General features: G+C 40.8%; 10 protein-coding genes. 4 read left to right on the plus strand and 6 right to left on the minus strand.

Going from position 1 to position 16,853, the window contains the following annotated elements:
- Positions 1-124: 124 nt before the first annotated feature.
- On the plus strand, positions 125-1,132 hold the full coding sequence (locus DS2_RS12100) for a LacI family DNA-binding transcriptional regulator (RefSeq protein ID WP_035015067.1): 1,008 nt from the start codon (positions 125-127) through the stop codon (positions 1,130-1,132).
- A gap of 1 nt (position 1,133) precedes the next feature.
- On the opposite strand, the gene DS2_RS12105 is transcribed toward DS2_RS12100, so the two are convergent.
- The gene (locus DS2_RS12105) at positions 1,134-2,180 is read right to left on the minus strand and encodes a methionine synthase (protein WP_035015068.1); all 1,047 of its coding nucleotides are present in this window, start codon (positions 2,178-2,180) and stop codon (positions 1,134-1,136) included.
- A gap of 47 nt (positions 2,181-2,227) precedes the next feature.
- On the minus strand, positions 2,228-3,208 hold the full coding sequence (locus DS2_RS12110) for a DUF1852 domain-containing protein (protein WP_035015069.1): 981 nt from the start codon (positions 3,206-3,208) through the stop codon (positions 2,228-2,230).
- Between the two features lie 193 nt (positions 3,209-3,401).
- On the opposite strand from DS2_RS12110, the gene DS2_RS12115 reads away from it, so the two are divergent.
- Positions 3,402-4,208 carry a sulfite exporter TauE/SafE family protein gene (locus DS2_RS12115; RefSeq protein WP_035015071.1) on the plus strand — a complete coding sequence of 269 codons (807 nt, stop codon included), beginning with the start codon at positions 3,402-3,404 and terminating at the stop codon, positions 4,206-4,208.
- Between the two features lie 55 nt (positions 4,209-4,263).
- Here DS2_RS12115 and DS2_RS12120 read toward each other — a convergent pair whose 3' ends face one another.
- The 4 genes from DS2_RS12120 to DS2_RS12135 all read right to left on the minus strand — a co-directional run bounded on the left by DS2_RS12120 (position 4,264) and on the right by DS2_RS12135 (position 12,246).
- Complete coding sequence (locus DS2_RS12120) at positions 4,264-6,699, minus strand: alpha-amylase family protein (protein WP_035015072.1); 2,436 nt, start codon at positions 6,697-6,699, stop codon at positions 4,264-4,266.
- A 75-nt stretch (positions 6,700-6,774) separates the two neighbouring features.
- Positions 6,775-9,210 (minus strand): alpha-amylase family protein, encoded by a 2,436-nt coding sequence (locus DS2_RS12125; RefSeq protein WP_035015073.1) that lies wholly within the window; start codon positions 9,208-9,210, stop codon positions 6,775-6,777.
- Positions 9,211-9,319: 109 nt separating this feature from the next.
- Positions 9,320-11,194 carry a CRTAC1 family protein gene (locus DS2_RS12130; protein ID WP_035015074.1) on the minus strand — a complete coding sequence of 625 codons (1,875 nt, stop codon included), beginning with the start codon at positions 11,192-11,194 and terminating at the stop codon, positions 9,320-9,322.
- A 17-nt stretch (positions 11,195-11,211) separates the two neighbouring features.
- Positions 11,212-12,246 (minus strand): family 16 glycosylhydrolase, encoded by a 1,035-nt coding sequence (locus DS2_RS12135; RefSeq protein WP_051479837.1) that lies wholly within the window; start codon positions 12,244-12,246, stop codon positions 11,212-11,214.
- A gap of 236 nt (positions 12,247-12,482) precedes the next feature.
- On the opposite strand from DS2_RS12135, the gene DS2_RS12140 reads away from it, so the two are divergent.
- Positions 12,483-15,365 (plus strand): TonB-dependent receptor, encoded by a 2,883-nt coding sequence (locus DS2_RS12140; RefSeq protein ID WP_035015075.1) that lies wholly within the window; start codon positions 12,483-12,485, stop codon positions 15,363-15,365.
- Positions 15,366-15,527: 162 nt separating this feature from the next.
- Positions 15,528-16,646: a phosphoserine transaminase gene (locus tag DS2_RS12145; RefSeq protein ID WP_035015076.1), complete on the plus strand. Its 1,119-nt coding sequence runs from the start codon at positions 15,528-15,530 to the stop codon at positions 16,644-16,646.
- Positions 16,647-16,853: the final 207 nt, after the last annotated feature.

A 16,853-nucleotide genomic window follows, 5' to 3' on the forward strand; every position in this document is an offset into this window, starting at 1 on the left:
CTAATATTTTTTATTGTCAAATAACAAAACACAAGCGCTTGCGCAAATTGTTGCAAATTTGTGTGGGTGCGATAGCATGAAGTCCGCTATAATAGCCTCAATAAAACAAAATTAGAGAGCTATCATGCCAACTTTGCAAGATGTTGCTAAACATGCGCAAGTTTCGACCTCAACCGTTTCTCGAGTATTAAGCGGCAAAGGCAAGTTTACTACTGAGGTGCAAACGCGTGTACAAAACGCCATAAAGCTACTGGACTATCAACCAAACAGCAATGCGCAAGCACTCGCTTCCAATCGAGTCAGTTTAGTCGGTTTTATCACTCCAAGTATATCTGCTCCATTTTATGGGCAAATTGCTTCAGGTGGTGAAATAGCCGCTCGTGCGCACAAATACCGCACCTTAATTGCCAATTCTTTTAGAAACACCGACGAAGAACTTGAAGCAATTCGTTCTTTTCAAGCGCAAGGTTGTAAAAACATTATCCTGCATAGCATGTCATTCACAGACGAGCAGCTTATAGAATTAGCCAATAAAATTGACGGTCTGGTTATCTTAGGGCGTTTTGTTGAACAAATCGCCAATCGCTGTGTTTGGTTAGACAATGTAAAAGGCGGTCAAATGGCTGCCGAGTACCTAATTGCCAACGGTCATGAAGACATAGCAATATTGTCGTATGCCCAAACTCAATGTGATCCCTCCCAAAGAATAAATGGCGCTCGAATTGCTTTTGCCAATGCAGGACTGAATTTGCCACAAGACTCGATTATTTTTAATCAGGGTCAAATTGCAGACGGGAGCTGGTCGGTTAATAAGCTTTTGGACAGCGGCAAACACTTTAGCGCAATTTTGGCTTACAACGATTTAATTGCGGTAGGCGCGTGTAAAGAGTTAATAAAAAGGGGTTACAAGGTGCCAGAGGATGTATCGGTAATCGGATTTGATAATCTGTTTTTTGCGGAGATTTGCACACCAGAGCTTACAACCGTTAATTACCCTATAAAAGAAATGGCCAGTTACGCGGTTGAACTATCAATAAAACTAACCGAGCAACCAGATGCATATGTTGAGCGCACTCATTTATTTATGCCAAGCATTGTCGAGCGCAGCTCAGTTAAGAGATTATCCAAATAAGTTAGGCAAAATTACCCGTTAGTTCATTGCGCACAATTTCAGCACCTTGACTTAACGCGTTCAGTTTGCCGCGTGCAATCTCTCTTGATAATGGCGCCATGCCGCAGTTGGTGCAAGGATAGAGTTTGTCTGCATCAACGAACTCTAGCGCCTGTCTTAATGTGTTTGCCACTTGCTCGGGAGTTTCTATTTGCTTGCTCGCAACGTCGATTGCCCCAACCATGACTTTTTTCCCACGAATTAACTCAATTAGCTCCATAGGCACGTGCGAATTTTGACATTCAAGTGAAACGATATCGATATTGGATTTTTGCAGTTTAGGAAAAATCTCTTCATACTGACGCCATTCAGAGCCTAACGTTTTTTTCCAATCTGTATTGGCTTTAATGCCATAACCGTAACAAATATGTACAGCAGTTTGGCAGTTTAGACCTTCAATTGCTTTTTCTAAACATGCAATGCCCCAGTCATTTACTTCGTTAAAAAACACATTAAATGCAGGCTCGTCAAACTGAATAATATCCACTCCGGCTTCGACCAGTTCTTTAGCTTCTTGATTGAGAATTTTGGCAAACTCCCACGCTAGTTTTTCGCGGCTTTGATAGTGCTTGTCATACAAGGTGTCAACCATTGTCATCGGGCCTGGCAGTGCCCACTTTATTGGTTGTTTGGTTTGTTGGCGTAAAAACTTGGCGTCATTAACAAAAACCGCCCTATCCCGGCTAACTGCACCAACCACACTTGGCACACTGGCTTGGTAGCGGTCTCTAATTTTCACGGTTTGCCGTTGACTAAAATCAACACCCGTTAGGTGCTCAATAAAAGTGGTTACAAAATGCTGACGGGTTTGTTCACCATCACTCACAATATCAATACCAGCTTGCTGCTGTTCATGCAAAGATACTCGCAATGCGTCCTGCTTGCCCGCCTGTAATTCTTGGTTGGATAATTTCCATTCAGACCATAGTTTTTCTGGTTCAGCCAACCAACTCGGTTTAGGTAAACTGCCCGCAGTGGCTGTTGGTAAAAGCTTCGTTAATTTGTTCATAATAACTCTAGTAATATCAGTAAAAAATTTTGTCTGTTTAGGTCAGGCTACAATGCATAATTTGCCGACCAACTATCTAACAACCTTCGGTAAGGCTTAATAAAATGTTCTTCAGCAAATTTCCCCTGCTCTATAGCCAAGCGACTGCGTTCCTCGCGGTCATACACAATCTGAGTTAACGAATGATCTTGGTTATTTAAATTTGGTTGATAGCACTGACCAGCAACAGCATTGGCATTGTAAATTTCTGGGCGGTAAATCTTTTGAAAGGTTTCCATAGTGCTAATTGTGCCTATCAACTCTAGATTGGTGTAATCCGTTAATAAATCGCCTAAGAAGTAAAAAGCCAAGGGGGCAACACTATTGGGCGGCATAAAATAGCGCACCTGTAAGCCCATTTTCTTGAAATAGAGCTCGGTTAACGACGATTCATTTGGCTGATATTCAACCCCTAACACTGGATGCTGATTTTCAGTTCTATGGTAAATTTTATTGTCTGACACGCTTAAGCAGATAACCGGTGGTTTTGAAAAATTTTCCTTGTACGACGCAGACTGAATAAATGATTGAAACATTTTCCCATGCAGCTCACCAAAATTATCTGGCACACTAAATTGTTGCTGTTGCTTATTGTGCTCCATTAGCACAACGCTAAAGTCATAATCACGTACATAAGAAGAAAAGTTGTTACCGACTATACCTTGTGTACGCTTGCCAGTTTTGTGGTCAACAATATTGGTTTTTAACACCTCTATCGTCGGAAAAGTTTGCCCATTGCCGACTACATCAATATCCACATGAATAATTTCAAGTTCTACCGAGTAGCGATCTGCCGTTGGGTTGTCCCACGACGCCAGTGCATTAAAGCGGTTATTGATCATGCGCAGAGCATTACGTAAATTTTGTTGTCGACTAGCACCACGAGCTAGGTTGGCAAAATTAGTGGTTATGCGCGTATTATCGGACGGTTGATAATGCTCATCAAAACAAACACGCTTAATAATGTAAGTAAAATCTTTTTTCTTCATCAGCTGTCATCCAAAATTCGAGTGAAAGTAAAATCACAAGTAGCCATTTAATCTGTGGTGCAATTTATACCCCGACTTTTAGATGAATAAAATCTAGTATATTTCACGGTTAAGTTGAATTTATTTCATGATAGAGCAATTAAAAAAGGTTAAGCTAGCGTCAGTTTTTGAATGTAATGGTTAAGGTAATTAAATGAATGAACTGCTGTTGTTGTTTTTGTATTGTGCAATATTAGGCGCAGGTGTTGGTTTTTTAGCTGGATTATTAGGTATAGGTGGCGGGTTGGTTATTGTACCAATTCTAAGCAGTATATTATTGTATTTTAATAGCGTTCCACCCCACCAGGTGATCGTAACCGCGGTTGCAACTTCGTTGGCTTCAATTTTATTTACCTCAACTTCTTCGGCAATTGCTCACCATAAAAATGGCAATGTGCCTTGGCAACTGGCACCTTGGATAATGACAGGTGTAGCGCTTGGTTCGCTCATTAGTGGTTTTATCGCCGCCGTGTTACCTGAAAAATGGGTACGTATGGTGTTTTTTGTCAGTGTAATATTAATTGCGTTAAAAATGATATTCAGTGGCAACAATACCAATCAACCAACCCGTACCATGCCAAATAAAGGATTGTTAACCGTATTTACCAGCCTAACCGGTGGTTTATCAGCTATGATTGGCATTGGTGGAGGGGCCTTGTTGGTGCCGTTGTTAAACTTTTTCGCAATTGATATGAAAAAAGCCATTGGCTGCGCTTCTGCTTGTGGCATTGTTATCGCGCTATTTGGATCTATTGGTTATATTAGTTCTGGCAGCGCCCATTTTTCGATACAAGATGGCTTTGCGGGTTTCGTGTATTTACCTGCATTGTTTGGCATTGTCTGCACCTCATGGTTTACCGCGCCGTATGGTGCAAAAGCAACACACTACTTACCCGTTACAACCATTAAAAAAATATTTGCCCTGTTATTGTTGGTAATGGCTGCGAATATGTTGAGGTAATGGTCGGAAGAACGGACTCGATAGCCGAATACGGCACCGAGTCTGGTTAGCTAGTTTAAATTGGCTTAACGGCCAATAACAACACTTGTTCAGAGTCAACCGATATCTCTGCGCCTAAAGTGTTACTGGTCATTAAATCTGTTACTTGCATTTTTTGCCCGTTCGCAAGTTTAAGTTTAATGTTAGCAGTGTTATGTCCAACATTAATTATATTGAGCAAATAACCACCATCTGCTTGAGCTTGCACGCGCCACATGGTTGTTTTAAATGGCTGACCATTGTCTTCAATTAGTTGAATAGCAGGCATTCGACTTGACGAAACTTGTGCAAGTGCAGCTTGCTTAATCGCTTGAATATTTGATGTATTCAATACAATCAATTTACCCTTGCTAGCTTGCAGTTTTTGCCCGCGTGGCTGGCCATATTCGTTTAAAGCCAAACTTCGATGTGAATCTAACACAAGCGTTCCACCTTGGTCTAAGTACGATTGCAGCGCAGAAAACTCAGCATCCGTCACATGCGAATTGTTGTACACCACTATGGTATCCCAACTACTATTATCCTGTTTTTCAATAATATTTTTGGTAGCAAAGCCCAATGGGAACCCTTCAAAGAACAAAGATTCATAAAGCTTGTAGCCTTTGGTCATATAGTCTTTGGTATTAATTGCCGTAGTTTCTGAGTAAAACAAACGGATCGGTCTGTTTTGTTCGCGCAACGTGATAATTTCATCTGAGAAGGAGTTTAAGTCATACATGACTTGGGTAACTTCATTGGTTACGTGCGGCTGCATGTTATTTGAGCCTGCATATGCACCACCTAAACCTGGATCAAAAAAGTCTAGTTCACCTTCTAATCTATCTTCTGGTGAACCATCTGGGTCACGTGCCCAAAACCAGCCCATGTTGGCATCCATACCCAACAATGTTGCTAACCAATAAACCGCACGTACATAACTGGTACGCGTATCTAGATCACGCCATTGGCCCGAAGATAAAAAGTGTGATTCTGAATTTACGTTAATTTTGTCAGGTGCCACCGACTCTAAAAAGTCGTGGAACATTGACACACTTCCCCAATCAAAACGATATTTCTCTAACCACTCAGATGATTTGTTTGGACGAATATTTTTGCTACCAAATGATTTTGCATCATGACCGACCATGGTGGTTAATTCACTTAATGCTTCAGTATCTATGCCTCCAGAACGTTCGTTATACATAAACATGCGTGGCATTATTTTAATATGTGTGTCAGCATCTGGGTTTACTGCATGCAACTCATCTTGCATAAACTTAAACCATTCTGTACTGCGGTCCATATTGTAACGCGACCAATCAAACCAAATAGGTTGACCTTGCAATGCAGGATCGATAGGGATTTCAATTTGCACTTGATCAAAGCTGCTAAATTGAGTTTGCCAATTCGCATTTAACGCTGAGATATTATTCTGGTACTTGTTTTCCAACCAACTGCGGAATTTATTTAGCGTATAAGATGATATTTCATTCATCTCTTGATATTTTTGCGTCCAATGGCCTTTTTCTGCAAACCAGTGTGGCTCATTTGCCAACACAAAACCAAGCTCAATCACTTTTTTATCTTTAGTTAGTCGACCCGTTTCTCGCAAAATTTTCCCCCAAACGTCGCGAGCAAGTGGATTGTCGATGTCAAAACCAGTAAAGAGAGAACGGCCTTTGCGTACCTCAGGTTCTTGTGCTTCTACCCATTCAGGAATACCCATCAACCAATGAACCAAAAAACCAATATTGGTATCAGGAATACCGGTTAATTCTTTCATCAGCTCTTGATCAAAAGTGCCGTCTTCTTTAAGCAAAAATGAATTAATTGCTCGGTCATGATCAACTGGATATAAGTTTTCGCCGCCATGGTACAAGGCACCTAAATGATCGTTATATATATCGGTATTTGTAAGGGGTTGACCAACAGTTTTAGAAAAGTAGTCGTATGGAAATACCGCCTTTCCGTCTGGATTAACAAACATATTGTCTGAGGCTTTGGCATTTTGCCAATCTACTTTACGTACAGGGCGACGTTTTATTTCTCCACGCAATTCCTGACCTAAAACCTCAATACCTTTATCTAAAATTTGAATAACTTTTCTACGTTCAAAATCGGGCAGTTCTAGCGCCAACCTTTCTTTGTCTGCAGCATAATAACGCTCATAGCTATAGAGCTTTTCGACTGCTTGTGGGTTGGCTTCATCCCAGTTGGCAAATTTTAAAAACTGTTCAGCAAACCAAACTATCGTTTCTTCACGGGCAACATCAATGCCTTGGCTGCGTGCTGTATCCATCATCTGGTTAAGTGTGGCTAATTTTTTTCGAGCTTGCTTTTCAAGTTCGCTCATCGCTGTTATTTCTATAGCTGATTTGCCAGATAACTGTTGTTGCGGTGGTGCTTGAGTGGAACAAGCGCTGACCAATATGGCTAAAGGCGCGAATACTGCACCTGTTATATAATTATTCATGTGTATTGCCTTGAGTGCTTAAGTTGAGGACTGTGCACTGCGTATTGCAGCGCACAGCTGGAGTTAGAGGTTTAGTTAGATTGAAGTTAACCGCAGTAACATGACTCCTTTAGAATCGATATTAAAGTTTGTTGGCTGAGCGTTTTCAGTAAACATATCTACAACTTTAATTTTATCTGCGCCTTTTAAGCCTAAGGTAACCTTAGCTTGGTGTTTACCAATATTCAGCAAGCTGACTAAGTAGCTACCATCCGCTTGTTTCACCGCTTGCCAACGGATACCTTTGTGATCAGTTCCGTTGTCTTCAATCAAAGTAATGTCAGGCAAACCACTTTGAGCGTTTTCTAGTGCTAACGCACGAATGTCGGCTAAGCTTTGCTGACCATCCAACACAACCAATTTACCTTTACTCGCATTTAGTTTAGTTTTATGAGCTTGGCCATATTCGTTTTTACTTAAGCTTTGTGGGCCATCAACAATAACTGTACCGCCCTGGTCAAGATAACTTTGCAATGCAGCTAGCTCGTTAACTGTCACAAACTCAGTTTTGTAAACAACTATGTTATCCCAAGAATCATTGTCCTGCTTTTCAATGATTTTTTGCGTTGCGAATCCCATTGGGAAACCGTCAAAGAATAATTTCTCATACATATTAAACTGCTGCGACATATGAAACTTTTTGTTAATCGCAGATGTTTCAGAGTAGAACAAACGAATTGGTCTGCGCTGTTTACGCAATTGGATAATTTCTTCTGAAAAACTGTTTAGGTCGTACATTACCTGAGTAAAGGCATTTGCAATGTGCGGTTGCTGATTAACTGAACCTGCAAACGATCCCGCTAGCGCAGGGTCAAAGAAGTTCAACTCGCCTTCAAGTCTATCTTCAAATGAACCATCCGGGTCGCGTGCCCAGAACCATGCCATATTCGCATCCATACCTTGCAAGGTTGCCAACCAATAAACATTGTCGACATACTCAACTGAGGTATCTAAATCACGCCACCATGAAGCGGATAAGAAATGAGACTCAGAGTTAATGTGGATCTTGTTTGGTGATACTGATTCCATAAAGTCATATGAAATGGCAAGCTCTTCCCACATATAAGCGTAGTGTTCTTCCCATTTTTGTGGTTGCTTAAGATGTAAAAAGCGTTTCTCGGCTGCTTTTGCATCGTTACCTATCATAGAGGTAAGCTCAGTTAAGGCTTCTACATCTATACCATGTGAGCGACTGTTTTCGCTAAACATGTTCGGCATAATTTTAATATGAGTGTCTGCATCTGGATTACCTTTCCTAAGTTCACCCTGCAAGTGAGTAAACCAGCTGATACTTCTGTCCATATGATATCGATTCCAGTCATACCAAATAGGCGTGCCTTGAGTGTTTTTGTCTATTGGAATGGTAATCTCTACCGTGTTGAACGATTCGAAATTGCTTTGCCAATTTGCATTAAGCGCTTTGATGTCACCACTATATTTATTCGCCAACCACTCACGGAAATTATTTAAGGTGTATGACGAGATATCATTCATTTCTTGGAACCTATAGCTCCAATGGTCGGATTCAGAGAACCAGTGTGGCTCATTCGCTAAAATATAGCCTAGCTGAGTTACCTTTTTCCCTTGAGTTAACGCACCAGTGTCTTTAGCGATTTTACCCCAAGTGTCGCGTACTAACGGATTATCTATATCATAACCGGTAAACAACGAACGGCCTTTACGAACTTCAGGCTCGCGCTTTTCAATCCACTCTGGAATACCCATGTTCCAGTATATTAAAAAGCCGACATTACTATTATCAATTTGTGTAACTTCTTTTAGTAATTCTTGATCATAAGTACCGTCTTCTTTTAATAAGAAAGAGTTAATTGCGCGGTCATGATCAACTGGATATAGGTTTTCACCACCATGATAAATTGCCCCAAGGTGGTCATTGTAAATATCTTTATTGGTTAATGGCTGACCAACTGTTTTAGAAAAATAATCGTATAAAAAGATTGGTTTACCATTGCTTTTAAGCATATTGTCGGCAACTTCAATATTTTGCCAATCTACTTTATTGACCGGGCGGCGTTTAATTTCGCCCTTCATCACTGCAGTTAATTCAGCGATGCCTGCGTCTAAAATTTCATTTACTTTTTGACGTTCGAAGTCAGGCAAATCTTTCGCCAACTGCTCAGCTTGATCTGTATATGGCCCATAGTAAGAAAAAGCTTTGGCAACCGCTTCTTCATTTGCTTCATCCCAATCAGCAAATTTCAAAAATTCTTTGGCAAACCAAACCACTGTTTCTTCACGAGTAACATCTATGCCTTGGCTTTGTGCTTGTTTCATTTTGCTTTCAAGTTCAGCAATTTTTTGCTGTGCCTGTTGAACCAACACATTTTGATGCGCACTTGCTTGAACAGGTGCTGCTGTTTCGCTGCTATTTTGTCCAGCGTTATCACCGCAAGCCATTAGGCCTAGCGGCAATATACCTGCTAATACTGCATGGGATATTTTGTTTAACATTTACCTTCTCCGAAAAGTTGTAGCGATTCACACTCTAACTACATATACATTCATATTATGTTTAAGTTTGAGAATCAAATCAACCTTAGATGTGACAAAATTGTAACTATTATAGTTTAACCGTACGGTTTATCGAATTGACCGATTCAGTTAAGTGTTCGCCGTTCGACCAAGTCACTTGCACCTTCACTGTTTCATTACAATTTGCCAAACCAAAATGCACTACTGGGTTAAAGCTTTGCGAATAAGCAGCTGATGTTGCGCCCACGCGTTGCATTTGGCTATTTTCACACGCTTGTACCTTTACAACCGCCCCTAATGCACTAACGTTAGATTTAATTGAGCTAGGTACTTTAACTTGAATATAGTTGCTGTCCGCCTGCTGATTATCAAATAAATGCCACTTGCCGCGCTCATGACCAATAAGCAAATCAACTTGTCCATCTAAGTTGTAGTCAACAGGTTCAATACCTAAACCAATCGCACCGTATTCTTTTGTAACCACTCCATGGGCTTGTTTTTTAGCAAAACTTTGTCCTTGTTGATTTAAGTAAATTAATGCTGAGTTTTCATCAACTAAATTTCCACGCTGTATAATTGCAATATCCTGATAACCATCGTTGTTGAAATCAGCTACTGCGCTAGAAGTTGTATGGCTGTGGTGTGATAAACCAACTTTATTGGTTACATTTACAAATTTACCATTGCGATTCTCCAATAGTAGATCTGGCATTTTACTCACTTCTGTTTGCTCAGAAAAACCGCTCACACCGGTAATAACACCTGTCATTGGCGACCACATATTTCCGGCTAATTGCCACTGTCCATTACCGATATAGCCGATATACGTGCCTTTTTCGGTCAACTTATCTGGAAAACCGAGCGCATCACTATTAACAAGGCGGATATCCCGACCTGAGTGTGTTTCTCCAGGGAATTCATATTTGTACGCTGATTCACCTATGAGTAAATCTTTAGTTGGCCATTGGCTTTGTAAGTTTTCAAAGTGAATGACATCACCGGCATAAAATGGTGGGAATTTGTGCGCACCGCGTTTCCAATAGAAACCAAGCGCCTGTTTTTGAGGATTATAAAATGTATCGCCAGCTTTAAATTCTTCACCACGCGTGATTAGTAGATCAAAGTCACCGTCGTTATCATAATCAATCTCACTGACACTGGTTGTGTGCCTAACGGTCGTAGGCAACACAGTCTTAGTTACATCTTCATAATTAAAAGCGCCATTGGCTTGATATGCTTTAAGTGGGCCAGTTCCATATATCAATAAATCGGGCAAACCATCATTATTAAAGTCAGTTACCAAAGTTTTTTGTCCATCCCCGTGGATAGCAGGCAAACGGGCTTTTTCAACCAGTTGGCCATCTTGGCTATTTAGATACAAATAATTTTCGCTTTTACCTTTCATTTCTCTGGAGGGAAACGCAAAGTTAATTAAATCAAGCCAGCCGTCTTGATTTAAATCAACCCACTTAACCGTGCGTCCACGCATCATAGCCAGTGGTGTTGCAAACTCACCAAATTGGCTAATGCTGCGCTTTTTATCAAAACTGACAACCTTACTGTTCCGAGCATTGCTACCCGAACCACCACCACGCGAAATCACTAGATCGATAGAGCCATTTTTATCAAAATCCGCGGCTGTTAAACCATGGACATCGCCCATAATCAAATCATATGGTTTGGCAAATTTTCCTTGGTTATTCCATAATATTTTGACGCTAAAACCATGATCGTTCAGTAAAAGATCTGGGTAGCCATTTTGGTCTAAATCGGCAACCGTTGCGACATCCCATTTGCGCAAGTTTTTGTTACTGTATTTGAAAGCGTTATCGGCTGGCGTAAATATTGTTGTTGATGCGGGTTGAGCAATGACTTCATTTGTGCCCTGACATCCAACTAAAGCTAACAGTACAGCAGAGGTTAAACTTGTTGGTTTTAAAATTTTTTTGACTTGCTTGTTCATAATAGTGACTTGTTACTCTACTGATTAATATGTTGAGGCTTTTGCCATACGCGCACATATTCGATTTCATAATCGACAACACCATCGTGTTTTTCACCTTCTGGGCTGTTTTTCTCCAAATCTTCTAAACTGTCTGGAATGCCATGCCAAGGGAATGTTTCTTGGTCTAGCCATAAACTAATAGGTTTAGTTGCAACGTAACCATTGTAGTCAGCTGGTACTTCACGATTCTCTCGTGCCCATTCGGTTACCTCTTCAGCTGTTACTTGGCTAAATAGTTTTCCATCAACATAATATTTAATGCCTGATTCGTCCCATTCAAAACCATATACGTGGAAGTCGTCAGCAACTCTAAAACCAAGGTCTTTTTTCTCAGTGTAAGTCGGTTTACCCCGAACAGCTGGGCTCCAATCTCGCACTGACCACCACAACTGACGATCTAAATGGTCTTTGTCTCCCTCGCGTCCATCACCAAATAATTCAAAAAAGTCGATTTCTAGTTTCTCGCCAATTGACCAAAATGCACTTGATATTTCAGCATCTGCCGCCTTCGCTTTAATTTCAACATAGCCATAGGTAAAGAAACGCCGACCAATTAAACAGGCTGTTGTAATATTTTCGTAAGGCACAGCTTCACCGAAAACAGGTTTGTGTATTTCAGTCTCAAATGGGAAATCTGGCTCCCAACGGGTTTCTAATATTAATTTTCCATCTTCCAGTCGATAATTTCGGCCAGAGAACTGCGAAGGTGCGCGGCCTTTCCATACTTTTTTGTTTGGTTTGTCTGGATGTTTGTATACGGGTTTACCATTTTCGAATTTACCCACAACATACCATCTGTCTTCATCTAAGGTGCTAGAATCAAATTCATCACTGACTTGAGTATTTAGAATCCAGCCGGCTCGATTCTGCTGATCGCTAAAAGGCATAACCTGCCGGTTGTTGTCTGTTTGTACAGGTGCATTCATCGCGCCGCATGCACTTAATCCTAACCCCAAACCAATCGATACTACACAAGCCTTTAAATTAAAGTTTTTCAAAATTTGCATCATAACCACACCAATTAATAACATCTAAACAAACATACTATGTTTAGGGTATATTTCAACAAAAGTTGCGATATTTGCAAAAAATTTACAAAGAGGTGCCTTTACAAACAAAAAGATTACATATGATGTTTACTTTGAAGTGACTTTATAATAAATTTTATCTTAATCGTTTTAACAAAGCGATTACACAAGTTGCCACACGGAACACAAAACCAATTAATAATAATAGGAATAACAATATGCGACACAATTCATTTCGTTTATTGCCACTGAGTATCGCGGTAGCCGCTTCCTTACAGGCTCAAACAGCTTTAGCGGAGCAAACAGAAAATCCAGAAGTCATTCAAGTAAAAGGGATTAGAAGTAGTTTAACTGAATCGATGGACATCAAAAAAAATGCAGCATCGATTCAAGACAGCATAGTTGCCGAAGACATAGGTAAATTCCCAGACCAAAATGTTGCTGAATCTCTCCAGCGTTTAACAGGCGTGATGATTTCGCGTAACAATGGTGAGGGGGCACAAATTTCAGTCCGCGGTATGGGACCGAAATTTAATGCAGTCAAAGTAAATAACCGTACAATTGCGACTACTGAACGAGGTCGAGAATTTGATTTTCAGTCTGTGCCCTCTGAACTTATTGCTGGCGCAGATGTAATAAAAGCAGCAAGAGCGAATATTGCCGAAGGCAGTTTAGGTGCTTATGTTAATATTAATACTGCTCGCCCACTCAAATCACCCGGCTATAATGCGGTAGGTTCCATTCAAGCTACTTATAATGATTTAGCAGACGATTATGGCCATAAAATATCGGGGATTGTCAGCAATACATTTGCAAATGACAGCTTAGGTGTGGTTGTAGGTGTATCTCGTCAAGAAACAACTAATCGAATTGATGCTGCGGGTACAACTCACTGGGGTTCATTTCAAGCAGACAACGACGCATGGGTGAAAGCACCTGTTCTAGACAACCAAGGTAATACTGTCGATTCTGGCACAATTTGGTTTCCAGGGCGTGCTACTTATACTTTAGACACCGAAGAGCGTACGCGTACCAGCGCCAATGCAACCATGCAATGGGCTGCGACCGACGACCTCATCCACACTGTAGACTTCTTATACACTGAATTGAGTCGACAAGCCAAAAGTAATGGTATTCAAGTGCCTTTCCAAGGTTCAGGTTGGGAAGATGTAGTCGTTAGCCAAAATTATACTGTTTTAGAAGGCACTCGTTACCAAAAACCAATTGATATATTAATGCAAGAACGGGGGCAAGACTCAGAAACCTTCGCCTTTGGTTATAATGCTGAGATGTATGTCGACCAATGGAAATTCAACGCTGATTTAGCCTACTCAAAATCTGAAGCGACACCAACAGCAAATACCTTGGTCGCGCATGCGGTAAACCCCAATTATGATGATAGCTTGGCGATTGATGATCCAAATTATATAGATGGTCAAATCAAAGGAGTAACAGCGCAGGATTATATCAGTTTCGATAATCGCGGCGATATCATGACCATTGATTCAACCATTGAATATGATAATCCAAATGCGATTCGTACTCACTGGAATGATATTCAACACAGTCAGCTCGAAGATGAAGTGTTGGAAGCCAAATTCGACGCGACCTATGAATACGACGGCGATAATATCCGCAGCATAGATGTTGGTCTTGCCTACACCGACAGAGAAAAATCTAAAGGTACCTATAAAATCAACCATGGCTGTTTTAATACAGATTTATGGCAAGCACCAACTGCACAAAATGAAGACGAGCAATACATAATCGACAATACACAATATCCTTTCAATACATGTGGTCAACGCTTTAAACTAGATTCTGATTTATTTGCGGTTAATAACACCGACTACTTATCGGAAGAATCTGGCGACTTCCCTCGAAACTTTGTATTGTTAAAAGATTTTGATGCTTACAAACAAGCAATTGGTGAGATTCGTCAAGAGCCAAATTGGACGGACGAAACACTTCGCCCAGCTGAATCAGTTGCTAATACAGAAGAAACATTAGCGTTGTACACTCAAGTTAATTTTGAAGGTGAAACGAGCTTATTTAGGTGGTCTGGTAACGCTGGTTTACGTTATGTAGAAACGGAGACTTCATCAACCGGTCATCGTCGTACTAGAGGTAATATCAACGAGGTATATGAACAAAACGAAGGGGTTATTTTAGAGATTGATTATACTGCACCTGAAGCAACGACAGTTTCAAAGAGCTACAATCATCTATTACCTAGCATTAACTTTAATGCTGATTTTGAAAATGGCCTATTTGTTAAATTGGCAGCAGCTAAAGTAATCACTCGACCAGCACTAGAAGACACTGGTGTTAATAGCACCTACCCCGCTAGAATTCGAGCTGACCAATACAATACTAAAAGTGGTAACCCATACTTAGACCCATACGAAGCAACTCAATATGATCTAGCATTTGAATACTATGCTGACAATGGTGACTCGTATTCTGCAAGCTTATTCTATAAAGATATCAGTACCTTTATTTCGCAAAAAACCGTTAAAAAAGATACAGGTTACACAATTGCGCTAGAAGACTGGGGTACCTTTTACGAGTATTCGGAGGAACAAACTAATCGTTCTGGTGGCAAGGTCAGTGGTATAGAATTAGCTGCGCTGCATTATTTCGATTATTTACCTGGTTGGTTAGACGGTTTTGGTATTCAAGCCAACTACACCTACACGAATTCGGAAGATAAAGAAGCGCAAGCAGATGAGCTATCACGCGAGAACGTATTACCAGGCGGTAGTGGTTTAGAAGGTTTTTCAAAAACTGCGTATAACTTGATTGCATTTTACGACAAAGATGCGTTTCAAGCTCGATTAGCATACAACTGGCGCGACGATTACTTAAAACACCGTTCTGGTCCGGTAATTGGCAGCAATGGTTTACCACAACATGTTGAAGCCTATGGTCAGTTTGATTTTAGTACCTCGTACGATATTTCAGACCAACTTACACTAAGCGCAGAAGTAATCAACTTAACCAATGAAAACATTTTGGAATACGCCGATGTGCGCGAACGTATGACGCTACTACAATACTCAGGTAGACGTTTCCAAGTGGGCTTAACGGCTAAGTTTTAAACTTATTCAACAATAACATTCAAACTAACAGGCCATTGTGATAATGCAATGGCCTGTATAAATATCAAATTCAATATTTTCCATTGAGCAAAGCATAAAAATCAGGCAATATCTTGCGCTTACTTACACAAATTTGCTTTATTTGCGCTAAAAGGAAAATCAATGAAACCAAGCATCAAACCTGCTAATCCTAACTTTTCTTCAGGCCCATGTACTAAACGTCCGGGCTACAGCTTAGCAGCGCTCGACACCTCTAGTTTAGGCCGTTCGCATCGCAGTAAACTAGGCAAAAACAAACTTAAATTAGCCATTGATGAAACGGCACGTTTGCTTGAATTACCTGAAGGGTATCGAGTAGGTATAGTGCCTGGTTCTGATACTGGCGCTATGGAAATGGCCATGTGGTCTTTATTGGGCGAGCGCCCTGTTGATGTGTTCTCTTGGGAATCTTTTGGCTCTGGTTGGGCTGGTGATATTGCCAAACAATTAAAACTAGAAAATGCCCGCTCATTCACTGCCCCTTATGGTCAATTACCTGACTTTAGTCAAGCCAAAGCTGATCATGACATTGTGTTTACTTGGAATGGCACAACATCGGGCGTAAAAGTGAATAATGCCGATTGGATCAGTGATAACCGCACAGGTTTAACTATTTGTGATGCGACCAGCGCTGTATTTGCAATGCCGATGCCTTGGGAAAAAATTGACGTTGCCACTTTCAGCTGGCAGAAAGTTTTAGGCGGTGAAGGTGCACACGGCGTGATTATTTTAAGCCCACGTGCAGTTGAAAGATTAGAAAGTTATACACCACCTTGGCCTATGCCGAAAATTTTCTTGTTGGCAAAAGGCGGCAAGTTAATTGAGGGTATTTTCCAAGGCGCGACCATTAATACGCCTTCTATGCTATGCGTTGAAGACTACTTAGATGCGCTTAAATGGGTTGATGACATGGGTGGTTTATCTGCAGCTATTGCCAAGAGTGAAGCCAACTTAAAAGTCTTCAGTGACTTTGTTGCAGAAAATGATTGGATAGACTTTTTAGCTGAGTCGGCAGACATTTGCTCAAACACCAGTGTATGTTTCCAGTTAAAAGCAACTGAAGATCAAGTAAAAGCCATTGTTAAGTTATTAGATGAAGAAGGTGTGGCTTTTGATATTGGTGCTTACCGTGATGCGCCTGCTGGTTTACGTGTATGGTGTGGTGCAACGGTTGAGCAGTCGGATATTGAGGCGTTATTGCCTTGGTTGACGTGGGCGTATCAGACAGCTACAGCAGCTTAATCAATCCCTTCATCTTTCACATTGTAAGGGTGTTGGCTGCATAATTTTGCCCCAATCACTTAGCGCACTAAGCTCATGGGGTCAAAATTACTTGCCGCCTACTTACAATGTGAAATCTATTGGGATTAATAAATTTTGAAGTAACTAAGTTGGAATCAAAATAAAACACGCATAAGTCCGTATATGGACACCTTCACATGTGCAACC

This window comes from Catenovulum agarivorans DS-2 (assembly GCF_000568405.1).
GTDB lineage: Bacteria > Pseudomonadota > Gammaproteobacteria > Enterobacterales > Alteromonadaceae > Catenovulum > Catenovulum agarivorans_A.